This is a genomic window from Bradyrhizobium commune (assembly GCF_015624505.1).
In the GTDB taxonomy this organism is placed as follows: domain Bacteria; phylum Pseudomonadota; class Alphaproteobacteria; order Rhizobiales; family Xanthobacteraceae; genus Bradyrhizobium; species Bradyrhizobium commune.
Map to the genome: position 1 here is coordinate 7,297,196 of NZ_CP061379.1, position 18,663 is coordinate 7,315,858.

An 18,663-nucleotide genomic window follows, 5' to 3' on the forward strand; every position below is an offset into this window, starting at 1 on the left:
AGCGCAGCGTAATCCGGGGTCTTCGTGTGCGCGGTTAGAATCCCGGATTGCGCTTCGCTCCATCCGGGCTACGGGACTCACATCCCCGGCCAGTCTTCCGCGGTGAGCGTCGCGGCATCGGCACCGACGATTTCGGACAGCGCATCCCGGCCCGTGCGCAGCAAAGTTGACGTCAGGTCGCGCTTGATCTCGTCGACGAGGCCGAGGCCCTTATAGACCAGCGACGAATAAAGCTGGATCAGGCTTGCGCCGGCGCGGATCTTGGTCAGCGCGGCACCGCCGGAATCGACGCCGCCGACGCCGATCAGCGGGAACGCGCCCTCAACGCGGACATAGGTCTCCGCGACCATGCGCGTCGACAGGCGGAACAGCGGCCGGCCGGACAGGCCGCCCTGCTCCTTGGCGCGCATCTCCTCGCGCAGCGTGCTCGGCCGCGCGATCGTCGTGTTCGACACGATCATGCCATCGACCCGGCGCGAGCGTGCGACCTGCACGACGTCGTCGAGCTGGGCGAGGCTCAGGTCCGGCGCGATCTTCAAGAGCACCGGCGTGTCGCCGGCGCTCTCACGCACCCGCTCGCGCGCGTCGATCACGCGTCCGAGCAGATCGTCGAGCAGCGCGCCTTCCTGAAGGTTGCGCAGGCCCGGCGTGTTCGGCGACGACACGTTGACGGTGAAATAGCTCGCGACCGGTGCAAAGGTCTCGATCAGCTTGACGTAATCGGCGACACGGTCGGGCGAATCCTTGTTGGCACCAACATTGACGCCGACGATGCCGCCATGCTCCGCGCGCGCGGCGAGCCGCCGAAGTGCGGCTTCCGCGCCATCATTGTTGAAGCCCATGCGGTTGATGACGGCCTCGTCGCGCTCGAGCCGAAACAACCGCGGCCGCGGATTGCCAGCTTGAGGCTTCGGCGTGACCGAGCCGATCTCGACGAAGCCGAAGCCGAGCCGCAGCAGCGCGTCAGGCACCTCGGCGTTCTTGTCAAAACCCGCGGCCATGCCGATCGGGTTCGGAAAGTTGAGCCCGAACGCGCGCACCGCGAGTTTTGGATCTTCGGGTCGCGGCTTGACCGGCGGCAGGAAGCGCAAGCCCTGGATCGCGAGGCGATGCGCGTCCTCCGGATCGAGCCAGCGCAGCACCGGCAGCGAAAAGGCGTCGAAGGCGCGGATCACGGGGCAAGCTCCGGAACGTCGTGGCCGCCGTCGGAACGCATGTTGAGGTTCATCACCGAGATGACCGCGCCCAGATCGAGCTCGCCATAAAGATGCGGAAACAGCTCCTCATTGCGCGAGCGCTCCCAGCGCAGCTCGGCTCCGAGCGCATCGCCATCGACCTCGACCAGGAACAGCGCGCGCTGGCCGAAATAATGCTTGCGCAGGGTCTCGGGAACCTGGGCGGCAGTGGAGAAATGGATGAAGCCGTCGCGCGAATCGTCCGCGCTGCCACGGTAGACGCCCTGCCGTTCCGCCTCGCGCCAGGCCGAGGCCGGACAGATTTTGTAGATCTTGACCACCGCTTGCCGGAGCCCTGTTTGCCCGTGGAGTCAGCTCTTTGACTCTCTTGGGATTTTTCGTTTCTCGCAGGCCCTTAGAACCCGGAGCGCGACCGTAAAGGCCACACCTCCCGAACTCAAGAGTTAGAGCCTATTCCGTCCCGATGAATCGGGACGGGGCTCTAAATTCTTGTTCTGACGCGTTTTCTTGAACGCGAACCGGTATCCACTTCGCTCGAAAACGCTTTGCCAACCGCCCCTTGCACCGAAAACGGAAAACCGGTTGATTTGAGGATAGTTTTCCTGAGTTGCGACGGGCTGGACCCTTCCATGGTCACGCAGGCCAAAGCGCAGAGGATGCTGACCCACGACCAGATCTGGGGCGCGCTGGATCGGCTGGCCGCGCGCGCCGGGCTGTCGCCATCCGGCCTCGCCAAGCGTGCCGGCCTCGATCCCACCACCTTCAACAAGTCCAAGCGCGTCACCTCTGACGGCCGCGAGCGCTGGCCCTCGACCGAATCGATCGCGAAGGCGCTGGCCGCGGCCGAGTCGTCGATCGACCTTTTTGCCAGGCTGATCGACGACGATTCCGGCGATGGCCGAACCGTGCCGCTGCTCGGCTTCGCGCACGCCAGCGCGACCGGCGCGTTCGACGAGTCCGGCTTTCCGGCTGGCAAAGGCTGGACCGAGATCGCGCTTCCGACCGCGGAGGATCAGCACACGTTTGCGCTGGAGATCTCAGGCGATACGCTGCGGCCAGCCTATCGCGACGGCGACGTCATCCTGGTCTCCCCCGAAACGCCGATCCGCAAAGGCGATCGCGTGCTGTTGAAGACGAAGGCGGGCGACGTGACGGTCGCGACATTGAAGCGCCGCACCGCCAAGGCGCTGGAGTTGCAGCCGCTCGATGCGGCGCAGGCAGAGCGGACGATCGCGGTGGGTGAGGTGGCGTGGATCGCCAGGATCGTCTGGGCGAGCCAGTGAGGAGCGCAAAGCGGCCGTCACACATTCAGTGCCGTCCCGGCGAAGGCCGGGACCCATAACCACAGGGAGATGTTTGGCGACGACTTGTAGTTACAAGTTCTTCGGTACGACCACCGTTACTCCTCGATAGATCACGCGGTATGGGTCCCGGCCTTCGCCGGGACGACGATGTGGAAACACCGCCCTCTCACGCGCTCCTCGCCAGCGCGCCGTCGATCATGTTGACCGCGTTCTGCACGCCATACACCGCGACGAACGAGCCGAAGCGCGGGCCCTTCTCCTGGCCAAGCAGCACCTGATAGAGCATGTTGAACCAGTCGAGCGTGACGCCGGGACGGCCGTCCTTCCCCTTCTTGACCTGGTCGAGGAAGGGATCGCGGCGGCCGATCTCGTAGACGACGTTCTGGATGTCCTCGGCCGAGGATTCCGGCGGCAGCTGCGACAGCGCATCACGCAGATCCTGGAGCGCGGCGCGCTCGGTCTCATTCGGTTCGCGGAACTGCTTCGTCGGCGCGACGAAGTCGCGGTAATAATTGATGGCGTAGCCGACCATCGCATCGAGCTTCGGATGCGTCTGCGGGCTCACGCCGGGACGGTAGCGGCCGATGAAGCCCCACAGCGTCTCGGCATTTTCCGCGTTCGACGACGATACCAGCGTCAGCAGAAGCTGAAACGTCACGGGCATGTCGCCCTGCGGCGGATGGCCGTTGTGGATGTGCCAGACGGGATTGCCAAGCTGCTGCTTGTCATCCTGCTTCGCAAAGCCGTCGATGAACTGCTGGTAGTCGTCGACCTGGCGCGGGATGACGTCGAAGAACAGCCGCTTCGCCGCCTTCGGCTCGCGATACATGAACAGCGACAGCGATTCCGGCGAGGCGTAGCGCAGCCATTCGTCGATGGTGAGACCATTGCCCTTCGACTTCGAGATCTTCTGGCCCTTCTCGTCGAGGAAGAGCTCGTAATTGAAGCCTTCGGGCGGCGTGGCGCCGAGCGCCCTGGCGATCGCGCCGGAGAGTTTTACCGAGTCGATCAGGTCCTTGCCGGCCATCTCGTAGTCGACGCCGAGCGCGACCCAGCGCATCGCCCAATCGGCCTTCCACTGGCATTTGACATTGCCGCCGGTGACTGATGTCTCGACTTCCTCGTTGGTATCAGGGTCGACATAGGTCACCGTGCCGGCCGCGACGTCGCGGCGGATCATCGGCACTTGCAGCACGATTCCGGTGGTCTTGCTGATCGGCAGGAACGGCGAATAGGTCGCGCGACGGTCGGGCCCGAGCGTCGGCAGGATGATCGCCATGATCTGATCGTAGGCGGCCAGCATCTTCAGCAGCGTCGCATCGAAGCGGCCCGACTTATAGTACTCGGTCGAGCTCGCGAATTCGTAATCGAAGCCGAAATGATCCAGAAACGCGCGCAGGCGCGCGTTGTTCGCGGCGCCGAACGAGGGATATTCGTTCGAGAACGGGTCCGGCACCGCGGTGAGCGGGCGTCCGAGATATTGCGCAAGCAGATCCTTGTTCGGCACGTTGTCCGGCACCTTGCGCAGGCCGTCCATGTCGTCGGAGAAGGCGAGCAGGCGCGTCTTGATCTTGTCCTCGGTGAGCACGCGGAAAGCATGCCGCACCATCGAGGTGCGCGCGACCTCGCCGAACGTTCCGATATGCGGCAGGCCCGACGGACCGTAGCCGGTCTCGAACAGCACCTCGTCCTTCGGGCTTTTCTTCAGCCGCGCGACAATGGCCTTCGCCTGCTCGAACGGCCAGGCGTTGGATTGTTCGGCGAGCGCGCGCAGATCGCTCGGGCTCATGTTGGGATCGATAACGGACATCAAGAAAGGCCTCCGGGCCGCGGAAAATAGCGATTTCCGGGCAGAATGCAAAAGTTGCGGAGCAACTATCGCAGAATCGTAGGGGGCAAAGCGAAGCGTGCCCACCACTCCTGAAGACGGTGGGCACGGCGCTGACGCGCCTTTGCCCACCCTACGGCAGCTGGATTGCTTCGTCGCAAGGGCTCCTCGCAATGACGGCCGAGGGAGCGGGGCCCCCGTCAAAACGGGCTCACCGAAAAATAGCGCAGCCACAGATCGGTGTAGCGGCCTTTTTCCCAGACGCGGAACAGCGCCCAATTCAGCGCCTGGCGCAGCACGTCGTTGCCCTTGCGCACGGCAATCCCAATGCCCTCGCCGAAGAAGCGGCTCTCGACGAAAGGGCCGCCGGAGAAGGCGCAGCAATCGCCGGAATCCGTGCCGTTGATCCAGAACGCGAGTGAGATGGCGTCGCCGAAGATAAAGTCGACCTCGCCCTTGCGAAGCGCCGCGCGCATGGCGTCGTCGTTGGGATAGCCATGCAGCTCGGCGTCGGTGAACATCGCCTTGAGATAGGCTTCGTGCGCCGAGCCCGCGATGACGCCGACCTTCTTGCCCTCGAGATATTCCGGGCGGATCTCCGGCATCACCGCATCCTTGCGCGAGGCGAAGCGCGCCGGCACGCGGTAATAGGGATCGGTGAAGTCGACGCGGGCGCGCAGCTGCGGGCTCACTGCCATCGAGGCGATGATGGCGTCGCCCCGGTTCGAGGTAAGCGCATCGACCAGCGTCTCGAAGCGGCGCATCTGCACCGTGCAGGTGACCTTGATCTCTTCACAAAGCGAACGGGCGAGGTCGACGTTGAAGCCGGCCGGATTGCCGTCGGCGCCGGTGTAGTTGAACGGCGGATAGTCGGTCTCGGTCAGGAAGCGGATCACGGTCAGGCGCGACAGGTCCGGCCGCTCCGGGCGACGGCGCGGGTCCCAGAAGCCGGGCACGGCCTGGGGGGCGGCTTGCGGCGAGGCCTGGGGCGCCGCCGGCGGCTGCTTGGCGGGGGTCTGCGCGCTCGCGCCGGGCTGGCCAGCAAGCAGGCAGGTGGCGACGGCCAGCAAGAGGCAGGCGGTTCTGAGCGATTTCGGCTGTCGCAACGGAGCCATCAGCGGAATTAACACGATCTGTGTTGGGGTCGGACGGCCTTATAGACCATCCGGCCGCGAAGGCGAGCAGGGAATGCAGCCACGGTGAAGGTGCGCTCCCTCCCCCGCTTGCGGGGAGGGTCGGGGAGAGGGTTTCGCCGCTCGCGAGGATCCCAGGGCGGAGAGAACCCTCACCCGCGCCTCCGGCGCGACCTCTCCCGCAAGCGGGAGAGGTGAACCTCAAAGATACCGCTTCAGGTCGGTGGCGGCCTCTTCGGGCGTGCGCTTCAGGTTGAACGGCGAGACGAAGCGGCCGTCGCGGTCCATCAGATAGATCAGCGCGGTGTGGTCCATGGTGTAGTCGCCGTCCTTGGTCGGGACCTTCTTGGCGTAGACCCGGTACGACGTAATCACCTTGGCGGTCTCGGCGGGGTCGCCGCTGAGGCCCTCAAGATGCGGGTCGAAGCTCGAGAGATAATCCTTCATCGTCGCGGGCGTATCGCGCTCGGGGTCGACCGAGATGAAGACGGCGTTGACCTTGTCGGCATCCTTGCCCATCGCGCGCAGGACTTCGGACATCTCGAACAGCGAGGTCGGGCAGACGTCGGGGCAATGGGTGTAGCCGAAGAAGATCAGGGTCGGCTTGCCCTTCAGGCTCTGTTCGGTCACGGCCTTGCCGTTCTGGTCGGTGAGTTGGAACGGGCCGCCGATCGCGGCGGCCTGCGTCACCTTGCTCACCCCGCCCATGGCCCAGAACAGCACCAGCAGACCGACGACGAGGCTTGCGGCGAAGGCGGTCGCGATCACCAGCGGACGGGCGGCGGAGCTCATGAGCGGAAAACTTCCTGTCGTGGATCAGAAGCAGGCGGCAAGGCCGGTCCTGATCATTTCGAAGAACACCTGGGTGCCGTAGTGGAACCAGAGCGCGAGCGCGCCGATCACGAGGAGCCCTGCAACGCCAGCGCCGGCCAACAGCAGCACGGACGGCATCCGGCCGGCAGTGGACGAATTGTCCTGTAACGGTTGAGCGGGATGCAGCGGTTGAGCCATGAGAAGTATTGGGGCGAGGGTTCCTGCCCTTGAAATAGGCTCTCGCGCGCGGCCGGGCAAGCGCGGTGGGGGCGGTCAGAGATCACGTGGTGATGAGGTGCTGCATCTTCTCCCTCTCCCCGCAAGCGGGGAGAGGCGAAGAACGCCGATCGAGTGAATGTGAGAGCTTACCTTGACGCCGGCTTGAGCGCCGAGGCCTGCGCGTCGAGGTAGCAGGGCTTGTACATGGCCTGGAGCTGCCTGCCCTTCAGGAACAGCATGTGCGGGGTGAGGCCGCCGCGCTGCGAGATCCAGCGCTTCACCTGCGAAGGATACATCGCATAGAGCATCTGGGTCGCTTCGGGATTGGTCACGGCGCGGCCGTTGGTGCCGAAATCCCAGGCGGCATGGAAGCCGAGCGTTGCATGCGAGGTGACGCAGATCCGGTCGCGCGGGATGGCACCGAGGACGATGGTGCAGGCCGAGGCGCAGAGGCCGTCGATGATGACGGTGTCGCCGGACTGGCGCAAATCCTGGTACTTGTCGACGTAGGTTCCGATCCGGCCGCCGCGGTCATCCGCGATCCGGACCACAGCGTGAGAAGTCCCCATTCCAGCGATCAGCAGCAGAACCGCTGCAAGCAACCCCGTCAGAAACTTCATTGTCCCCCGCCCCAGTCGAATTCGAATCTGCGTGTCAGGTGGTGATGCGCTGGCTAGCGTCTGTCGTAACCAAGGTTTTGTCTAGGCACGCCGGCTCGCTCAAAACAAATTCAAATCCAGTGTTGCGTCCGCGCTGCACTCGGGCCCGACTCCATCCCAAAGTGGAACAAGTTAACGATGTCTTACGCGACAAGCCCTTGATCTCAGTTGCAACCGCTGGCTTCAATCCGGGCAACTACAGGGGGGAACTTAATGGCGGAAGATTGGGCTGAGCAGGCGGACGTCATTGTCGTCGGCGGAGGACTATCTGGACTGGTCGCGGCGACCGAGATCGCAGACGCCGGCAAGCGCGTGATCGTGGTCGACCAGGAGGGCGAGCAGTCGCTCGGCGGCCAGGCGTTCTGGTCGTTCGGCGGATTGTTTCTGGTGAACTCGCCGGAGCAGCGCCGGCTCGGCATCAAGGACTCCTTCGAGCTCGCGATGCAGGACTGGCTTGGCACCGCCGGCTTCGACCGCGACGACGATTTCTGGCCGCGCCAATGGGCCGAGGCCTATGTCGCGTTCGCCGCCGGCGAAAAGCGCGACTGGCTGCGCGCGATGGGTCATCGCATCTTCCCCGTGGTCGGCTGGGCCGAGCGCGGCGGCTATGATGCGATGGGCCACGGCAATTCGGTACCACGCTTTCACGTCACCTGGGGCACCGGCCCCGGCATCGTCGAGCCGTTCGAGCGCCGCGCGCGCGAAGCCGCGAACAGCGGACGGCTGATCTTCAAGTTCCGCCATCGCGTCGACGCGCTCTCCATCACCAACGGCACGGTGGATGGCGTCAGCGGCACGATCCTCGAAGCGACCAGTGTCGAGCGCGGCCAGAGCTCCTCGCGCAATGTGGTCGGCGAGTTCGCGCTGAAGGCGCAGGCCGTGATCGTCGCCTCCGGCGGCATCGGCGGCAATCACGACCTGGTGCGGGCGAATTGGCCGAAGCGGCTCGGTGATCCGCCAAAATTCATGATCTCCGGCGTGCCCGAGCATGTCGACGGCCGCATGATCGGCATCACCGAGAAGGCGGGCGCGCGGCTGATCAACCGCGACCGCATGTGGCATTATGTCGAGGGCATCCAGAACTGGTCGCCGATCTGGCCGCGTCACGGCATCCGCATCCTGCCGGGCCCGTCCTCGATGTGGTTCGATGCCACCGGCACGCGGCTGCCGGCGCCGTTATTCCCCGGCTCCGACACGCTCGGCCAGCTCAACTATATCATGTCGACCGGTTATGATTATTCCTGGTTCATCCTGACGCAGGCCATCATCAAGAAGGAATTTGCGCTGTCGGGATCGGAACAGAACCCCGATCTCACCGGCAAGAGCTGGCGCATGACGCTGCGCCGCGCCACCAACAAGGGCGCGCCGGCGCCGGTGGAAGCGTTCAAGCGCCATGGCGTCGACTTCATCGTGCGCGACAAGATCGAGGATCTCGTTGCCGCAATGAACAAGCTCGCCGGCAACGATTTGCTCAAGCTCGATGAGATCAGGATGCAGATCGAGGCGCGCGACCGCGAGATCGCCAATCCTTACGTCAAGGATGCGCAGGTGATGAACATCCACAATGCACGGCGCTATCTCGGCGACAGACTGATCCGCACCGCCTCCCCACACCGGATCCTCGATCCCGCGCAGGGACCGCTGATCGCGGTCAAGCTCAACATCCTCACCCGCAAGACGCTCGGCGGTTTCGAGACCGATCTCGATTCACGGGTGTTCGGCGAGGAAGGCAGCATCATTCCGGGCCTGTACGCGGTCGGCGAGGCCGCGGGCTTCGGCGGCGGCGGCGTGCACGGCTATCGCTCGCTGGAAGGCACCTTCCTCGGCGGCTGCCTGTTCTCCGGCCGCAATGCCGGCCGCGCCGCGGCGAAGGCGGTGGGATAACGCCATGCTGCGATGGGTCGGCATCTCGATGTTAACGGCCATGCTGCTGGCTGCCCTGCCCGGCCGCGCCGACACGATCAACGTCAATGGCGCGGACCGCAGCTTCATCGTGATGCGATCGCCGAAGAAGCCCGCGCCGCTGGTCGTCGTGCTGCACGGCAAGACGCAGCGCGGCGCTGACATGGTGACGCGGACCGCATGGCCGCTGATCGCCAAGCGTGACGATTTTGCCGTGGTGTTTCCCGACGGCCTCAACCAGGCCTGGGCCGATGCCCGGCCGGACGAGCGGCGCGCCGGCGGCGGACCGCCCGAGGGCACCGACGATGTCGCCTTCATCGCCGCGCTGGTGGACAAGCTCGTCCAGGACGGCACGGCCGACGCAAAGCGCGTCTATGTCAGCGGCATCTCCAATGGCGGCGCCATGGCCATGACCCTGGTCTGCAATCGCGCCGATCTGTTCGCGGCCGGCGCGAGCGTGATCATGAACCTGACCGAGGAATCGGCCGCCGCCTGCCATCCGTCGCGTCCGCTGCCGATGCTGATGATGAACGGCACCGTCGATCCGCTGATCCCCTATGAGGGCGGCCGCGGCACCAGCTATTTCGCGGCCAACGGCTACTGGTCGACGGCGAAGACGCTCGCGTTCTGGCGCAACGTCAACGGCTGCGCGACCGCCGATGCCGGCGTCACCGAGCTCCCCGACAGGAACCCCGACGACCAGTCCACCGTCACGCTGATCTCGTCGCGCTGCCCCGCGGGGCATGATGTCGCGCTCTATCGCGTCAACAATGGCGGCCATCGCATGCCCGGCATGTTTCCGGATGCTCGTTTCCCAAAGATCGCGGCGGCGCTGCTGGGGCCGCAGAACGGCGACATCGACGGCGCCGAGACGATCTGGGCTTTCTTCAGCCGGTTTCCGTGAGCCGACGCATGAATTGGCGGCGACGCATGCGCCGCCGGGGTGGCACAGCGCAGGGCGCTGGGCTAGACAGGGCCGCCATTCCCTAAGGAGATCCCCTAATGAGCATTCAACGTTTTGAAACCGGCCCGCGCATGAGCCAGGTCGTCGTGCACGGCAACACCGTCTATCTCGCCGGTGTCGTCGCCAGCAACGCCGCCGGCGAAAGCGTGACCAAGCAGACCCAGGACATCCTGAAGACCATCGACGGCCATCTCGCCAAGGCCGGCACCGACAAGTCAAAACTGCTCTCGGCCACGATCTACATCACCGACATGAAGACGTTCCAGGAAATGAACGCGGTGTGGGACGGCTGGGTCTCGCCCGGCAACACCCCGGCCCGCGCCACCGTCGAGGCCAAGCTGGCGGCGCCGCAATACACCGTCGAGATCATGGTGACGGCGGCGAAATAATTTTCGCAAATTTGTGCGCGCCGATAACCCCAGAGGTAATCGATCGGCGCGCGCAATCCTTCGATAGTCACGCTCAGCCGAACCAACGGCGCCATCGAAGGAGAAGACCATGACCGATCCCGTCACCACCGCCCGCCGCTACATCGATCTCTGGAACGAGCGCGCAGCCGGTCGCCGGCGCGAGCTGCTCAGCGAGACCTGGACCGCGGATGCAAGCTATGTCGATCCCCTGATGAAGGGTGACGGCCGAGACGGCATCGACGCGCTGATCGCCGGCGTGCAGCAGCGCTTTCCCGATTTCAAGTTCAGGCTGATCGGCGAGCCCAACGGCTATGGCGACCATGTGCGCTTCTCGTGGGGGCTTGGCCCCGACGGTGTCGACAGCCCGATCAAGGGGACGGACTTTGCGGTGTTGAAAGACGGCCGCATCAAGAGCGTCACCGGGTTCCTGGATCAGGTGCCTGCGGGAGCGTGAGGCTTACCTCAGTTGTCGTCCCGGCGAAGCCCGGGACCCATACCGCGTGATCTCTCGGTTTGTGGAGGATAGGCGTACCGAACTCCCAATCTTCGCCAAACTCCTCCCTGTGGCTATGGGTCCCGGCCTTCGCCGGGACGACACCTTTGTTTGGGCACATGCGGGCTAAGCAATTGCCAACCGATACGCCCCCTTCGCATTCACCCCAAACGCCTTCTCGCGCACCTGCGGGCCGAGTTTCGCCAGGCACGCCTCCAGCGCGCCCTTGATCTCAGCATAGCTCCCCGCCAGCAGACATACCGGCCAATCCGAGCCGAAGATCAAACGATCTTCGCCAAAACATGTCGCGACGTGCTCGACGAACGGAAACAGCCGCTCCGCGTCCCAGTCCTTCCAGTTCGCTTCGGTCGCGAGGCCTGAGATCTTGCACCAGACATTGCCGCACGCCGCGAGGGCTGCGATGCGATCGGACCATTCGGCGGCACCGCCGTCGGCGATCGCCGGCTTGGCGGCGTGGTCGAGCACGAAGCGTGCCTGCGGAAAGGCCTGCGCTATTGCGATCGCCGCGGGCAGCTCGCGGGTACGGACCAGCAAGTCGTAAGCGAGATCGCGCGCGACCACGGCGGCGAGACCGCGCTGAACGTCCGCGCGCAGCAGCCAGTCCGGATCGGGCTCGTCGTGGACCTGGTGGCGGATGCCGACCAACTTGTTGCCATCAGGCAAAGCGCGCAGGCGATCGAGCGTGTCGCCGAGCGATGCATCGGTCAGGTCGGCCCAACCGACCACACCAACGACCGAAGGCGTCGCGTGCGCGATGCGCAAAAACTCTTGCGTCTCCTCCAGCGCGGAGCGGCATTGCACCACGATGCTGGCGTCGATGCCGTTCGCTTTCAAGAGCGGCGCGAGATCGGCCGGACCGAAGGCGCGGCGGATCGGCGCCAGCTCAGGCGCGCCCATCCAGGGATAGTCGGCGCGCGCGGGATCCCAAAAGTGCTGGTGAGCGTCGATGATCATGCTTCACGCTCCGCCCGGCAGCGGCGCCCGCGCATCGACGAGGTTTCGCGCGCGCAACTCCTGCCAGAAGGCTTGCGGCACCGCCCACTCCGACATCGCGATGTTGTCGGCAACCTCCGTGGCGTTGCGCGCGCCGAGCACCGCGACCGTCACTGCGGGATGAGCCATGGCGAACTGAAGCGCGGCCGCCTTGAGCTCCGTGTCATGCTTGCGGCAGAGCGCGTCGAGCTCGAGCGCGCGTGCAACCAGCGCCGCATCGGCGTCCTGATAGTTGAACTTGGCGCTGGTGTGCGGATTGGCCAAGATGCCGCTGTTGTAGATGCCGCCGAGCAGGATGCCGATATTCTTCGCCGCACAAATCGGAAACAGCGCATCCAGCGCACCCTGGTCCAGCAGCGTGTAGCGGCCGGCGAGCAGGAAGCAATCGACCGGCACGGTTTCCGCGAAACGCGCTGGCATTTCCGACTGGTTCATGCCGGCGCCGATCGCCTTGACCGTACCCTCGGCGCGCAGACGCTGGAGCGCCCGAAAGGCGCCGGCAACCGCGTCGTCGTAGTGATCGTCCGGATCATGCACGAGCAGGACATCGACACGGTCGAGCCCAAGGCGCGTCAGGCTCTCCTCGACCGAGCGCATCACGCCGTCATGGCTGAAGTCGAATACCGGCCGCTCGCGCAACGCGCCTTTGTAGTGGTCGTCCTCGGCAGCCGCGCCAGCAGGCGCGCGCAACAGGCGGCCAACCTTGGTCGAGATGGCATAGGAATCGCGCGGCACTTGCCGCAAGAACGCGCCGAGCCGACGTTCGGCGAGACCAAAGCCATAGAGCGGCGCGGTGTCGAAGAAGCGGATGCCGGCCGACCAGGCGGATTCCATCGTCGCTTGCGCATCGGCATCGCTGACCGGTGCAAACAACCCGCCGAGCGGGGCGGAGCCGAGACCGATCGAGGTGACGTCGAGGGAACCGAGCCGCGACCGCTTCATTCGAAATCCTTCCAACAGTCCAATTCATCTCTCCCGCTTGCGGAAGCCGCAAGCGGGAGAGGCACGCAGGAGCGCGGGGCTGGCGGCGCTCCTACTTCAACATCTGCGCGACGTTGTCCTTCGTGACGAGATCGAGGCCGGTATAGACGATCTCCGGCACCTTCTCGCCCTTCTTGATGGCGAGCAGCGTGTCCATCGCCTTCTCGCCCATCTCGAACGGACGCTGGCCGACCAGCGCGTTGGCATAGCCGTCGCGCAGCAGCTCGAGCTGCATCTTCAGCGTATCGGCGACGACGAGCGTGAACTTGCCGCTGTCGATGTCCTTCTTGGACCTGGAGGCAAAGGCCTTGAAGCCTTCGGGCGCGAACATCGGCCAGCCGCCGACGGGAACGATCGCGGCAAGATCGGGCGTCGCGGTGCGCACGTCGGTCATCTGCTGGACCGCGAGCGCGGGATCGTCGTTGCAGAAGGTCGGAGAGCCCGCGACCTCGGTCCATTTCGAGCCCTTCAGCGCCTCGCGCACGCCATCGACGCGCTCGGCGAGATTCTTCGCGCCGGGGCCGCCGGAGACCATGGCGTATTTTCCACCGTCGGGCCGCAGCTTGAGCAATTGCTTGCCGAGCGCGACGCCGAACTCCTTGTTGTTGGTGCCGATATAGGCGATGCGCTTGGAGCCCGGCGCGTCGGCGTCAAACGTGATGACGGGGATGCCGGCCGCGGTCGCGGCCTCGATCGACTTGGTCATGGCCGCGACGTCGGCAACCGAGATCGCGAGCCCGTCGACCTTCTGGGTGACGAAGTCCTGGATGATCTGCGCCTGTGTCGCCGGCTCGTGCTCGACCGGACCCTTGTAGATGCACTCGATATTGCCGAGCTCCTTGGCGCGCTTCTGGCAGCCGTCGCGCGCAAAGTCGAAGAACGGATTGTTCATCGCCTTGGGCACGATCACGAAGCGGTAGTTCGCCGCGAATGCCGGCGTTGCCATCATCGCCACCGCGATGCCGGCAAGAAGCATTTTCCTCATCGTCTCCTCCACCCTTCTCTGGCGCCTGTCCTCTCGAGATGCGCCCGGGAAGCGGACAGGCGGCGTTTTCGTTTACCTTCCCGAAACGACGTCACATCAACTCATCCGCGAGCGGATACGGTCGACCAGCACGGCCAGGATGATGATCACGCCCACCAGGGTCTGCTGCCAATAGGACGAGACCTGCGCCAGCACGAGGCCGTTGCGGATCACCTCGAGCAGGACGCAGCCGACGATCGCCCCGAGGGGACCACCGATGCCGCCGGCGAGATTGGCACCGCCGATCACGGCGGCCGCGATCACGTTGAGCTCGTAGGAGGTCGCCATGTTGGCCGGCGCCGAGCCAAGCCAGCCGGAGATGATGATGCCCTGAAGGCCTGCCGCAAGCGCGCAAATCACATAGACCTCGATCTTGACGCGCACGACTGGAATGCCGGTCAGCTCGGCCGCCTTCTCGTTGCCGCCGAGCGCGAAGACGTGGCGGCCGAACGAGGTGTGGTGCAGGATCACGGCCATCGCCAGCGCGAGGATCACCAGATAGATGAAGGGCACGGGCACACCGAGCACGTCACCCGACGTCAGCGCATAGAAATAATCGGCATCCGGTCCACCGGGGAAACTGCCACGGCCGTTGGAGACGACATAGCCGAGCCCGCGCACGATCGAGAGCATGCCGAGCGTCGTCACGAAGGGCGACAGGCCGAGCACGGCGATGCAGAAGCCGTTGATGAGTCCCCCGATCAGCGCGACGCCGAGACCCGCAACAACCGATACCAGCAGGATCAGGCCGGGAACATTGGCCAGCACGGTCTTGCCGTCGGCCGCCGTGTGGACGAACAGCGCAGCACCGAACCCGCCGGGCGTCGACAGCTCGGTCATGACCATCGAGGTGATCATGGCCGAGAAGCACATCATCGAACCGACCGAGAGGTCGATGCCGCCGGTGATGATGACGAAGGTGACGCCGAGCGTCGCAATGGCGATGAAGGAAAAATTCTTCGCCACGTTCTGCATGTTGCCTTCGGTGAAGAAATACGGGCTGGCGAAATGCATGATCACCAGCAGCACGGCGAGCGCGAGCAGGACATAGCCGGTCTGGGAGGCAAAGATGCCGCGTTGCCACCACTTGGTCTTGCCGACATTGGTAAAGCTGATCGAACTTTCCATGGGCATGGCCATCACGCCGCCTCCTTCGCACCGGTGATGAGGGCGGTGACTTCCTCTGGACTGGTCGCATGGATCGCCTTGTCGGCCCGCTTCTCGCCGCGGCGCATGACGACGACGCGATCGCAGACCGCGAACACATCGGGCATGCGGTGCGAGATCAGCATCACCGCGACGCCCTGCTCCTTCAACCGGTGAATCAGGCTCAGCACCTGCTCGACCTGGCGGACCGAGATCGCGGCCGTCGGCTCGTCCATCATCACCAGCCTTGCATTGGAGAGCCGTGTCCGCGCGATCGCGACCGCCTGACGTTGGCCGCCCGACATCTGCTTGACGAGATCGTCGGGCCGCGTCTCCGAGCGCAGCTCGCCGAACAGTTCGAGCGCGCGCGATGCCATCGCCTTGTGGTCGAGAAGCGCGATGGGTCCGAACTTGCGCTTGAGCTCGCGACCGAGAAACACGTTGGCGGCCGCGGTCAGATTGTCGGCGAGCGCGAGGTCCTGGTAGACGACCTCAATGCCGACCCCGCGGGCATCGACGGGGCGGCTGAAATGAACTGCATTGCCGGCAAAGCGGATCTCGCCATGGGTAGGGCGGAAATTGCCGGCGATGATCTTCACCAGCGTCGACTTGCCCGCGCCGTTATCACCCATCAGGCCGACCACCTCGCCGGGATTGACATGCATGTCGACGCCATGCAGCGCGCGGATCGCACCGAACTCCTTGCCGATGCCGGAGAGTTCGAGCACGGGTGTTGCGTCAGCACTTGCCATCGGCGACCTCGCTCAGACGTAGCGGTTGACGAGTGATTCCAGATATTCCTGCCGCCCCGAGCGCGGCTGCGGGTCGAAGCCGGGGCCAAGCGCGCGATCGGCGAGATCGGCAAGCGACCGCTGGCCACCGAGAATGGCGCGGCCCTCGGCGCCGGCCCATCCGCCGTAGCGATCGGCGAGCGGCGCGGTGAGCGCGCCGGCATCGAGCATGTCGGCAGCGGCGAGGAACGCACGCGCGCAGGCATCCATCGAGCCGACATGAGCGTGGATCAGATCGTCGGGATCGATCGACTGGCGGCGGATCTTGGCATCGAAATTGAGCCCGCCCGAGGTGAAGCCGCCGCGGTTCAGGATCTCGTGGAAGACCAGCGCCAGCTCGCCCACGTTCATCGCGAACTGATCGGTGTCCCAGCCGAGCAGATCGTCGCCGCGGTTGATGTCGAGCGAGCCAAACACGCCGAGTGCCTCGGCCAGCGCAACCTCGTGGTGGAAGGAGTGGCCGGCGAGGATGGCGTGGTTCTGCTCGATGTTGAGCTTGACGTCCTTCAAGAGATCATAGCGCGCGAGGAAGCCGTAGCAGGTGGCGACGTCGAAATCATATTGATGCTTGGTCGGTTCCTTCGGCTTCGGCTCGATCAGGATCGGGCCCTTGAAGCCGATTCTGTGCTTGTGCTCGACCACCAGCGAGACGAAGCGGCCGAGCTGGTCGAGCTCGCGCTTGAGATCGGTGTTGAGCAGCGTCTCGTAGCCCTCGCGGCCGCCCCACAGCACGTAGTTCTGGCCGCCGAGCCGGTGCGTCACTTCCAGCGCGGCGCGGACCTGGCCGGCGGCATAGGTGAAGATGTCGGGGTCCGGATTGGTCGCAGCGCCCGCCATGTAGCGACGATGCGTGAACAGATTTGCCGTGCCCCAGAGCAGGCGAACCTTTGCCGATTCCATCTTCGCCTCGAAGAGATCCGCGATCGCGTTGAGATTGGCGACGGACTCCGCGAGCGAACTGCCTTCCGGCGCGGCATCGACGTCGTGGAAGGTGAAGAACGGCACGTCGAGCAGGCGGAACAGCTCGAAGGCGACATCGGCCTTGGCGCGCGCCATCGCCATCGGATCGCTGCCGCGGTGCCAGGGCCGCAAAAACGTTTCGCCACCGAAGGGATCGCCACCCGGCCAGCAGAACGAATGCCAGTAGCAGACTGCAAAGCGCAGATGATCTTCGAGCCGCCGGCCATGCACAACACGGTCCTTGTCATACCAGCGGAAGGCGGGGGTGTTTCCAGCATCCTTGCCGGCAAAGGCAACGGGCGCGCTTGTATCAAAGAATTTGGCTGACGCATTCACTTAAGCGATCTCCTTCAACGCAGGATAAAGCTCGCGCCAGCGGCGATAGGCGTCGTCGTAGGCGGAGGTGACCGATGCACGGGGCACGAAACTCGCGAGCCGTCGGGGACGGGTGCAGACTTGCGCCGGATCTTCGCCGGTAGCGGCGAGCCGGCCGAGCCGCGCAGCGCCGAGCGCCGCACCTACCTCGCCTTCCTCGACGCGGTGAACGGGAATGCCGAGCACGTCGGCGCAAATCTGCGCCCAAAGCGACGAGCGCGAACCGCCGCCGACCAGATCGACTTCAGTGATCGGGCCGCTCGCGGCACTCAGCGCAGCCAGATTGTCACGGGCGGCGAAGGCGACGCCTTCGAGCACGGCCTGGACGATCTGGTTGCGCCCGGTCGCGCCACGCAAGCCCACGAAGGCGCCGCTCGCGGCAGCATCGTTATGCGGCGTGCGCTCGCCGTCGAGATAGGGCAAGAACTTGATCGGGCTCGGCCCATCGGCGCGCTCGCCGAGCGGCACCAGCAAGGCGGCGGCCGGCATCTCCATCACGCCCGCGAGCCAGGCGAGCGAGGCCGCAGCCGAGAGCATCACGCCCATCTGGTGCCAGAGGCCCGGCAGCGCGTGGCAGAAGGCATGCACGGCCGAAGCCGGCGCCGGCGCGAAGCGATCGGTGACGCGAAACACCACGCCGGAGGTGCCGAGGGACAGGAAGGCGTCACCGGGTGCGATGGCGCCGAGCCCGATCGCACTCGCCGCATTGTCGCCGGCACCGCCGGCAACGACGACATCCTTCGCCATGCCCCAGCGCTGCGCGTATACCCGTGCAAGCGTCGCGCTGACTTCGCTGCCTTCGACGAGGCGCGGCATGTGGCGGGGATCGAGCCCGGTGGCATTGAGCAGCTCCGCCGACCAGCGGCGCCGACCAACATCGAGCCACAACGTCCCGGCGGCGTCCGACATGTCCTCGACCATCTCGCCGGTGAGGCGATAGCGCACATAGGCTTTCGGCAGCAGCACTTTTGCGACACGCTCGAAGATGCCGGGCTCATGCCGCGCCACCCAAAGCAGCTTTGGCGCGGTGAAGCCGGGCATCGCCAGATTGCCGGCAATGGCGTGCAGCGAGGGGCAGCGCCGCTCCAGCTCGACACATTCGGCGTGCGAGCGGCCATCGTTCCAGAGGATCGCCGGCCGCAGCGGCCGTCCGTCTTCGCCAAGCAACGTCGCGCCATGCATCTGGCCGGACAGCCCGATGCCGCGCACCTGCGCCACCTCGCGTGGATGGCCGCTTGCGAGATCGTCGACCGCACCGGTCGCCGCATCGACCCAGGAATCGGGATCCTGCTCTGACCACAGCGGCGCGGGATGCGACAGCGCGAGCTCGCGCGCCGCCGTCGCAACGATCGCGCCGGCTTCGCTCACGAGCACCGCCTTCACACCGGAGGTGCCGATGTCCAGTCCGAGATACACGCCGTCCTCCCTTGCTGGCCCGGCCGGCGATCTCC

19 protein-coding genes are annotated in these 18,663 nt (G+C 65.4%); 5 read left to right on the forward strand and 14 right to left on the reverse strand.

Annotation, left to right across the window (positions count from 1 at the left end):
• Window positions 1–77 precede the first annotated feature (77 nt).
• Entirely contained in the window at window positions 78–1,175 is a 1,098-nt protein-coding gene (locus IC761_RS34230) for a quinone-dependent dihydroorotate dehydrogenase (protein WP_195801011.1), read from the reverse strand.
• Entirely contained in the window at window positions 1,172–1,516 is a 345-nt protein-coding gene (locus IC761_RS34235) for a DUF952 domain-containing protein (protein ID WP_195801012.1), read from the reverse strand. Before IC761_RS34235 ends, IC761_RS34230 begins: the two co-directional genes overlap by 4 nt.
• A 309-nt stretch (window positions 1,517–1,825) precedes the next feature.
• On the opposite strand from IC761_RS34235, the gene IC761_RS34240 reads away from it, so the two are divergent.
• Window positions 1,826–2,479 carry a S24 family peptidase gene (locus tag IC761_RS34240; protein ID WP_195801013.1) on the forward strand — a complete coding sequence of 218 codons (654 nt, stop codon included), beginning with the start codon at window positions 1,826–1,828 and terminating at the stop codon, window positions 2,477–2,479.
• Window positions 2,480–2,666: 187 nt separating this feature from the next.
• On the opposite strand, the gene IC761_RS34245 is transcribed toward IC761_RS34240, so the two are convergent.
• The 5 genes from IC761_RS34245 to IC761_RS34265 form a co-directional block, all read right to left on the reverse strand.
• A complete protein-coding gene (locus IC761_RS34245) occupies window positions 2,667–4,310 on the reverse strand; it encodes a lysine--tRNA ligase (protein ID WP_195804869.1) in 1,644 nt (547 codons plus the stop codon).
• 218 nt (window positions 4,311–4,528) lie between these two features.
• Window positions 4,529–5,443 (reverse strand): ABC transporter substrate-binding protein, encoded by a 915-nt coding sequence (locus tag IC761_RS34250; protein WP_195801014.1) that lies wholly within the window; start codon window positions 5,441–5,443, stop codon window positions 4,529–4,531.
• A gap of 219 nt (window positions 5,444–5,662) precedes the next feature.
• Window positions 5,663–6,253, reverse strand: coding sequence for an SCO family protein (locus tag IC761_RS34255; protein WP_195801015.1), 591 nt, complete (start codon window positions 6,251–6,253; stop codon window positions 5,663–5,665).
• Between the two features lie 24 nt (window positions 6,254–6,277).
• The gene (locus IC761_RS34260; protein WP_195801016.1) at window positions 6,278–6,472 is read right to left on the reverse strand and encodes a hypothetical protein; all 195 of its coding nucleotides are present in this window, start codon (window positions 6,470–6,472) and stop codon (window positions 6,278–6,280) included.
• Window positions 6,473–6,639: 167 nt separating this feature from the next.
• Window positions 6,640–7,113, reverse strand: coding sequence for a Clp protease/crotonase-like domain-containing protein (locus IC761_RS34265; protein WP_195801017.1), 474 nt, complete (start codon window positions 7,111–7,113; stop codon window positions 6,640–6,642).
• A 252-nt stretch (window positions 7,114–7,365) separates the two neighbouring features.
• On the opposite strand from IC761_RS34265, the gene IC761_RS34270 reads away from it, so the two are divergent.
• From IC761_RS34270 to IC761_RS34285, 4 genes are all read left to right on the forward strand, one after another.
• Window positions 7,366–9,036: an FAD-binding dehydrogenase gene (locus IC761_RS34270; RefSeq protein ID WP_195801018.1), complete on the forward strand. Its 1,671-nt coding sequence runs from the start codon at window positions 7,366–7,368 to the stop codon at window positions 9,034–9,036.
• A 4-nt stretch (window positions 9,037–9,040) separates the two neighbouring features.
• Window positions 9,041–9,958, forward strand: a complete 918-nt coding sequence (locus IC761_RS34275) for a CE1 family esterase (protein WP_195801019.1) — start codon at window positions 9,041–9,043, stop codon at window positions 9,956–9,958.
• 98 nt (window positions 9,959–10,056) lie between these two features.
• Window positions 10,057–10,407, forward strand: coding sequence for a RidA family protein (locus tag IC761_RS34280; RefSeq protein WP_092289080.1), 351 nt, complete (start codon window positions 10,057–10,059; stop codon window positions 10,405–10,407).
• Window positions 10,408–10,516: 109 nt separating this feature from the next.
• On the forward strand, window positions 10,517–10,882 hold the full coding sequence (locus IC761_RS34285; protein WP_195801020.1) for a nuclear transport factor 2 family protein: 366 nt from the start codon (window positions 10,517–10,519) through the stop codon (window positions 10,880–10,882).
• A 165-nt stretch (window positions 10,883–11,047) separates the two neighbouring features.
• Here the strand turns inward: IC761_RS34285 and IC761_RS34290 are convergent, their stop codons facing one another.
• The 7 genes from IC761_RS34290 to xylB all read right to left on the reverse strand — a co-directional run bounded on the left by IC761_RS34290 (window position 11,048) and on the right by xylB (window position 18,628).
• Complete coding sequence (locus IC761_RS34290; RefSeq protein ID WP_195801021.1) at window positions 11,048–11,896, reverse strand: amidohydrolase family protein; 849 nt, start codon at window positions 11,894–11,896, stop codon at window positions 11,048–11,050.
• A gap of 3 nt (window positions 11,897–11,899) precedes the next feature.
• The gene (locus tag IC761_RS34295) at window positions 11,900–12,877 is read right to left on the reverse strand and encodes an aldo/keto reductase (protein ID WP_195801022.1); all 978 of its coding nucleotides are present in this window, start codon (window positions 12,875–12,877) and stop codon (window positions 11,900–11,902) included.
• Between the two features lie 91 nt (window positions 12,878–12,968).
• Window positions 12,969–13,901: a sugar-binding protein gene (locus IC761_RS34300; RefSeq protein WP_195801023.1), complete on the reverse strand. Its 933-nt coding sequence runs from the start codon at window positions 13,899–13,901 to the stop codon at window positions 12,969–12,971.
• A 96-nt stretch (window positions 13,902–13,997) separates the two neighbouring features.
• Window positions 13,998–15,080 carry an ABC transporter permease gene (locus tag IC761_RS34305; protein WP_195801024.1) on the reverse strand — a complete coding sequence of 361 codons (1,083 nt, stop codon included), beginning with the start codon at window positions 15,078–15,080 and terminating at the stop codon, window positions 13,998–14,000.
• Window positions 15,080–15,838, reverse strand: coding sequence for an ATP-binding cassette domain-containing protein (locus IC761_RS34310; RefSeq protein WP_195801025.1), 759 nt, complete (start codon window positions 15,836–15,838; stop codon window positions 15,080–15,082). The genes IC761_RS34305 and IC761_RS34310 overlap by 1 nt, the downstream gene beginning before the upstream one ends.
• Before the next feature lie 12 nt (window positions 15,839–15,850).
• Window positions 15,851–17,173 carry a xylose isomerase gene (xylA, locus tag IC761_RS34315; RefSeq protein WP_195801026.1) on the reverse strand — a complete coding sequence of 441 codons (1,323 nt, stop codon included), beginning with the start codon at window positions 17,171–17,173 and terminating at the stop codon, window positions 15,851–15,853.
• Window positions 17,174–18,628 carry a xylulokinase gene (gene xylB / locus IC761_RS34320; protein ID WP_195801027.1) on the reverse strand — a complete coding sequence of 485 codons (1,455 nt, stop codon included), beginning with the start codon at window positions 18,626–18,628 and terminating at the stop codon, window positions 17,174–17,176. It abuts the gene before it with no gap.
• Window positions 18,629–18,663: the final 35 nt, after the last annotated feature.

Excerpts from the sequence above, each read along its gene's own strand:
- IC761_RS34240 (WP_195801013.1), top strand. The coding sequence starts at position 1,826 with ATGGTCACGCAGGCCAAAGCGCAGAGGATGCTGACCCACGACCAGATC.
- IC761_RS34245 (WP_195804869.1), bottom strand. The coding sequence starts at position 4,310 with ATGTCCGTTATCGATCCCAACATGAGCCCGAGCGATCTGCGCGCGCTC.
- IC761_RS34250 (WP_195801014.1), bottom strand. The coding sequence starts at position 5,443 with ATGGCTCCGTTGCGACAGCCGAAATCGCTCAGAACCGCCTGCCTCTTG.
- IC761_RS34255 (WP_195801015.1), bottom strand. The coding sequence starts at position 6,253 with ATGAGCTCCGCCGCCCGTCCGCTGGTGATCGCGACCGCCTTCGCCGCA.
- IC761_RS34260 (WP_195801016.1), bottom strand. The coding sequence starts at position 6,472 with ATGGCTCAACCGCTGCATCCCGCTCAACCGTTACAGGACAATTCGTCC.
- IC761_RS34265 (WP_195801017.1), bottom strand. The coding sequence starts at position 7,113 with ATGAAGTTTCTGACGGGGTTGCTTGCAGCGGTTCTGCTGCTGATCGCT.
- IC761_RS34270 (WP_195801018.1), top strand. The coding sequence starts at position 7,366 with ATGGCGGAAGATTGGGCTGAGCAGGCGGACGTCATTGTCGTCGGCGGA.
- IC761_RS34275 (WP_195801019.1), top strand. The coding sequence starts at position 9,041 with ATGCTGCGATGGGTCGGCATCTCGATGTTAACGGCCATGCTGCTGGCT.
- IC761_RS34280 (WP_092289080.1), top strand. The coding sequence starts at position 10,057 with ATGAGCATTCAACGTTTTGAAACCGGCCCGCGCATGAGCCAGGTCGTC.
- IC761_RS34285 (WP_195801020.1), top strand. The coding sequence starts at position 10,517 with ATGACCGATCCCGTCACCACCGCCCGCCGCTACATCGATCTCTGGAAC.
- IC761_RS34290 (WP_195801021.1), bottom strand. The coding sequence starts at position 11,896 with ATGATCATCGACGCTCACCAGCACTTTTGGGATCCCGCGCGCGCCGAC.
- IC761_RS34295 (WP_195801022.1), bottom strand. The coding sequence starts at position 12,877 with ATGAAGCGGTCGCGGCTCGGTTCCCTCGACGTCACCTCGATCGGTCTC.
- IC761_RS34300 (WP_195801023.1), bottom strand. The coding sequence starts at position 13,901 with ATGAGGAAAATGCTTCTTGCCGGCATCGCGGTGGCGATGATGGCAACG.
- IC761_RS34305 (WP_195801024.1), bottom strand. The coding sequence starts at position 15,080 with ATGGCCATGCCCATGGAAAGTTCGATCAGCTTTACCAATGTCGGCAAG.
- IC761_RS34310 (WP_195801025.1), bottom strand. The coding sequence starts at position 15,838 with ATGGCAAGTGCTGACGCAACACCCGTGCTCGAACTCTCCGGCATCGGC.